Here is a 3,155-nt window from a genome sequence, read left to right on the forward strand (position 1 = left end):
GCGATGTTGCTTGAAGGGCTCGATGCGATTGATCTGACGCTCAAACATGCCGATGCCATCGCCGCATTCCATGCCGCCGACCGCGTGCAACGTCCCTGGGTCTATCTGGAGCAACGCGATGCCTGATGTGCTGATCAGCGAGGTTGGCCCGCGCGACGGGTTGCAAAGCATCGCGCGGGTGATGCCGACTGAGGCCAAGCAGCGCTGGATCGCGGCCGAGGCTGCCGCCGGGGTGCGCGAGATCGAGGTGGGCAGCTTTGTGCCGCCGTCTCTGCTGCCGCAAATGGCTGACAGCGCCGAGATCGTCGCTTATGCGCGCACGATACCGGGGCTGAACGTCGTCGCGCTGGTACCCAATGCGAAGGGCGCAAAGCGCGCCATCGCAGCGGGCGCGCATGCCATCTCGATTCCGTTTTCGATGTCGGAAACACACAGCATCCGCAATGTCCGCAAGACCCACGCCGAAATGCTCGCCGAAATCGCGTTGATCGCCGGGCTGGCGAAGGCGGCGGATGTCCATTTTGCCGTCGGGCTGTCGACCGCCTTTGGCTGCACGATCGAAGGGCCGGTGGCAGAAGATCAGGTGGTGCGGCTGGCGGTGGCCGCCGCAGAGGCAGGCGCGCAGGAGTTCAGCCTGTCCGATACCACCGGCTATGCCAACCCGGCGCAGGTGACGCGGCTGGTCAGGGCAGTGCGCGCGGCGGTGGGGGCGGAGCGGATGACGACCCTGCATCTGCACAACACCCGCGGGCTTGGCCTGGCCAACGCGCTGGCAGGTCTGGAACAGGGCATCACCACGCTTGACGCTTCGCTCGGCGGGCTGGGCGGTTGCCCGTTCGCGCCCGGCGCATCGGGCAATATCGTCACCGAAGATCTGGTGTTCATGCTCGAAGCGATGGGGGTGAGCACCGGCATTGATCTTGATGCGCTGCTGAAGGTGCGTGACATCGTTGCCGACGCGCTGCCCGGCGAACCGCTTTATGGCTTCACCCCCGATGCGGGCCTGCCGCTGGGCTTCAAGGGAACCGCAGCATGAGCAATCCCCAGCCGCTCGACCACCAGCCGCTCAACCCCCAGCCGCTTAACGGGCTCAAGGTCGTCGAATTCACCCATATGGTCATGGGGCCTGCCGTCGGCGCGATTCTTGCCCCGCTGGGTGCAGAGGTGGTGCGGGTCGAGCCCATCGGCGGCGACCGCACCCGCCGCCTCATTGGCTCGGGCGCAGGCTATTTCCCGATGTACAACCGCAACAAGGCGAGCATCTGCCTAGACCTCAAGTCGCCCGATGGACTTGCCGTGGCGCGCGATCTTGTGGCGCAGGCCGACATTCTGGTTGAAAATTACCGCCCCGGCGCGATGGACCGGCTGGGGCTCGATTATGACAGTCTCGCCGCTGCCAACCCGCGCCTGATCTACTGCAGCGAAAAAGGCTTTCTGCCCGGCCCCTATGAGCAGCGTACCGCGCTGGACGAGGTCGCCCAGATGATGGGCGGCCTTGCCTATATGACCGGGCCGCCGGGCAGGCCGCTGCGCGCGGGATCGAGCGTCATCGATGTCACCGGCGGCATGTTCGGGGTTATCGCCATCCTGGCGGCGGTTGAGGAGCGGCACCGCACCGGGCGCGGACAGAAGGTGCAAAGCTCGCTGTTTGAAACCACCGTCTATCTGATAGGCCAGCATATGGCGCAGATGGCGGTGACCGGCCAGCCAGTCGCCCCGATGCCCGCGCGAATATCGGCCTGGGCGATCTATGACGTGTTCGAAACGGCGGATGACAGCCATATCTTCATCGGCGTCGTCACCGACGCGCTGTGGGAGAAATTCTGCACGCTGTTTGCGCTCGACGATCTATGGGCCGACGAGAGCATTCGCGAGAACAGCGCGCGCGTGCTGGCGCGCGACCGCATCATGCCGCAGGTCCGCGCTCTGGTCAAAGGCTGGCGGCGCGATGACCTGATCGCCCGGCTGGAAGGCACCGGACTGCCCTTCGCACCCATCGGCAGGCCCGAGGACATGTTCGATGACCCGCACCTGCTGGCCAGCGGCGGGCTTGAACCGGTGACATTGAGCGATGGCCGCGACACGATGCTGCCGGCGCTGCCCATCGAAATGAACGGCGGACGTCCGGGCGATGGGTCGCGTCTGCCCGCGGCCGGCGCGGATACCCGCAGCATTCTGGCATCGCTGGGCTACGACGAAACGCGGATTGCCGCGCTGGTGGATACAGGAGCGGTTGAGGGGGAGTGATGATGGTGGCTATCGATAAAAACGCTCGCAAGTTCGTGATCCGGAGAAAGCCGGAATCCAGGGCGGCTGGGCTGGAACGTGGGCTTTTGGCGTCCTCGCAACAGCAACGCTCACCGCCTGCACCGCGCTGGCGCAAGACCGGCCTGCGACAACTTCGCCGGGCGTCGAAAAGCCCGCCGAGCGCCTGCCCACAGACGTCCGCCGCGTCACCATGATCGTGCGCAGCATGGAAAATTCGCTCAAGCTCTACCGCGATGTCGTCGGCATGAAGGTCAACTACGATACCGTGGTCGAAACCAGCGGCGTTGCCCTTCCCGCTGGCGTGCCTGGCGCGAAGGCGCGGCTGGTGCTGCTCAATGCCAATGATCCGTTTATCGGCTGGATCGGCCTGATGGAGTGGATTGACCCGCCGCTGCCCGACCCCGGCCCCTATCCCAAACGCCTTGGCCCGGGCGGGCATGTCATCGTGATGAACACTGATGATGTCGATGGCCGCTGCGCCGCTGCCGCCAAGGTGCCGGGGGTCACGATGACGGCCCCTGCGCGCATGCAGGAGTATCCGGGCCGAAACGGCGGCCCGGTGATCCACGTGCGCGGCTGCAATTTCTTCGACCCCGATGGCACGTTGATCGAGATGAACCAGATCCTCGACTGAGTTTGGATCGTCGCATCGGCCAAAAACCGGGAGGCGAGGCGCACCTGCCGGGAACCGGGTTGCATCTCGTGCATATGATCATTTTGTCTTATTGCGAGTTGACCATGGCTGCACGCGCCTATTGGAAGGGACACATCCGCCTTGCGCTGGTGTCGATCCCGGTTGAAATTTACTCGGCGACCAAATCGGGCGCTTCGGTGAGCTTTCGCCAGATCCACGAGCCGAGCGGCAAGCCGGTGAAATACGAGAAGGT

Annotated in this window: 4 protein-coding genes; all 4 read left to right on the forward strand. The window is 64.8% G+C overall.

The features are described 5' to 3' along the window. The first annotated feature begins 118 nt into the window (after positions 1-118). Positions 119-1,036 (forward strand): hydroxymethylglutaryl-CoA lyase, encoded by a 918-nt coding sequence (locus tag ACEW8G_RS10235; RefSeq protein WP_373488321.1) that lies wholly within the window; start codon positions 119-121, stop codon positions 1,034-1,036. After that, on the forward strand, positions 1,033-2,247 hold the full coding sequence (locus ACEW8G_RS10240; protein WP_373488322.1) for a CaiB/BaiF CoA transferase family protein: 1,215 nt from the start codon (positions 1,033-1,035) through the stop codon (positions 2,245-2,247). Before ACEW8G_RS10235 ends, ACEW8G_RS10240 begins: the two co-directional genes overlap by 4 nt. Positions 2,248-2,458: 211 nt before the next feature. Then, positions 2,459-2,902: a VOC family protein gene (locus ACEW8G_RS10245; RefSeq protein WP_373488323.1), complete on the forward strand. Its 444-nt coding sequence runs from the start codon at positions 2,459-2,461 to the stop codon at positions 2,900-2,902. A gap of 104 nt (positions 2,903-3,006) precedes the next feature. Continuing rightward, positions 3,007-3,155: Ku protein (locus ACEW8G_RS10250; protein WP_373488324.1), on the forward strand; the 149-nt coding region annotated here is incomplete at its 3' end.

It is taken from the genome of Blastomonas sp. (assembly GCF_041747255.1).
GTDB lineage: Bacteria > Pseudomonadota > Alphaproteobacteria > Sphingomonadales > Sphingomonadaceae > Blastomonas.

Excerpts from the sequence above, each read along its gene's own strand:
- ACEW8G_RS10235 (WP_373488321.1), top strand. The coding sequence starts at position 119 with ATGCCTGATGTGCTGATCAGCGAGGTTGGCCCGCGCGACGGGTTGCAA.
- ACEW8G_RS10240 (WP_373488322.1), top strand. The coding sequence starts at position 1,033 with ATGAGCAATCCCCAGCCGCTCGACCACCAGCCGCTCAACCCCCAGCCG.
- ACEW8G_RS10245 (WP_373488323.1), top strand. The coding sequence starts at position 2,459 with ATGATCGTGCGCAGCATGGAAAATTCGCTCAAGCTCTACCGCGATGTC.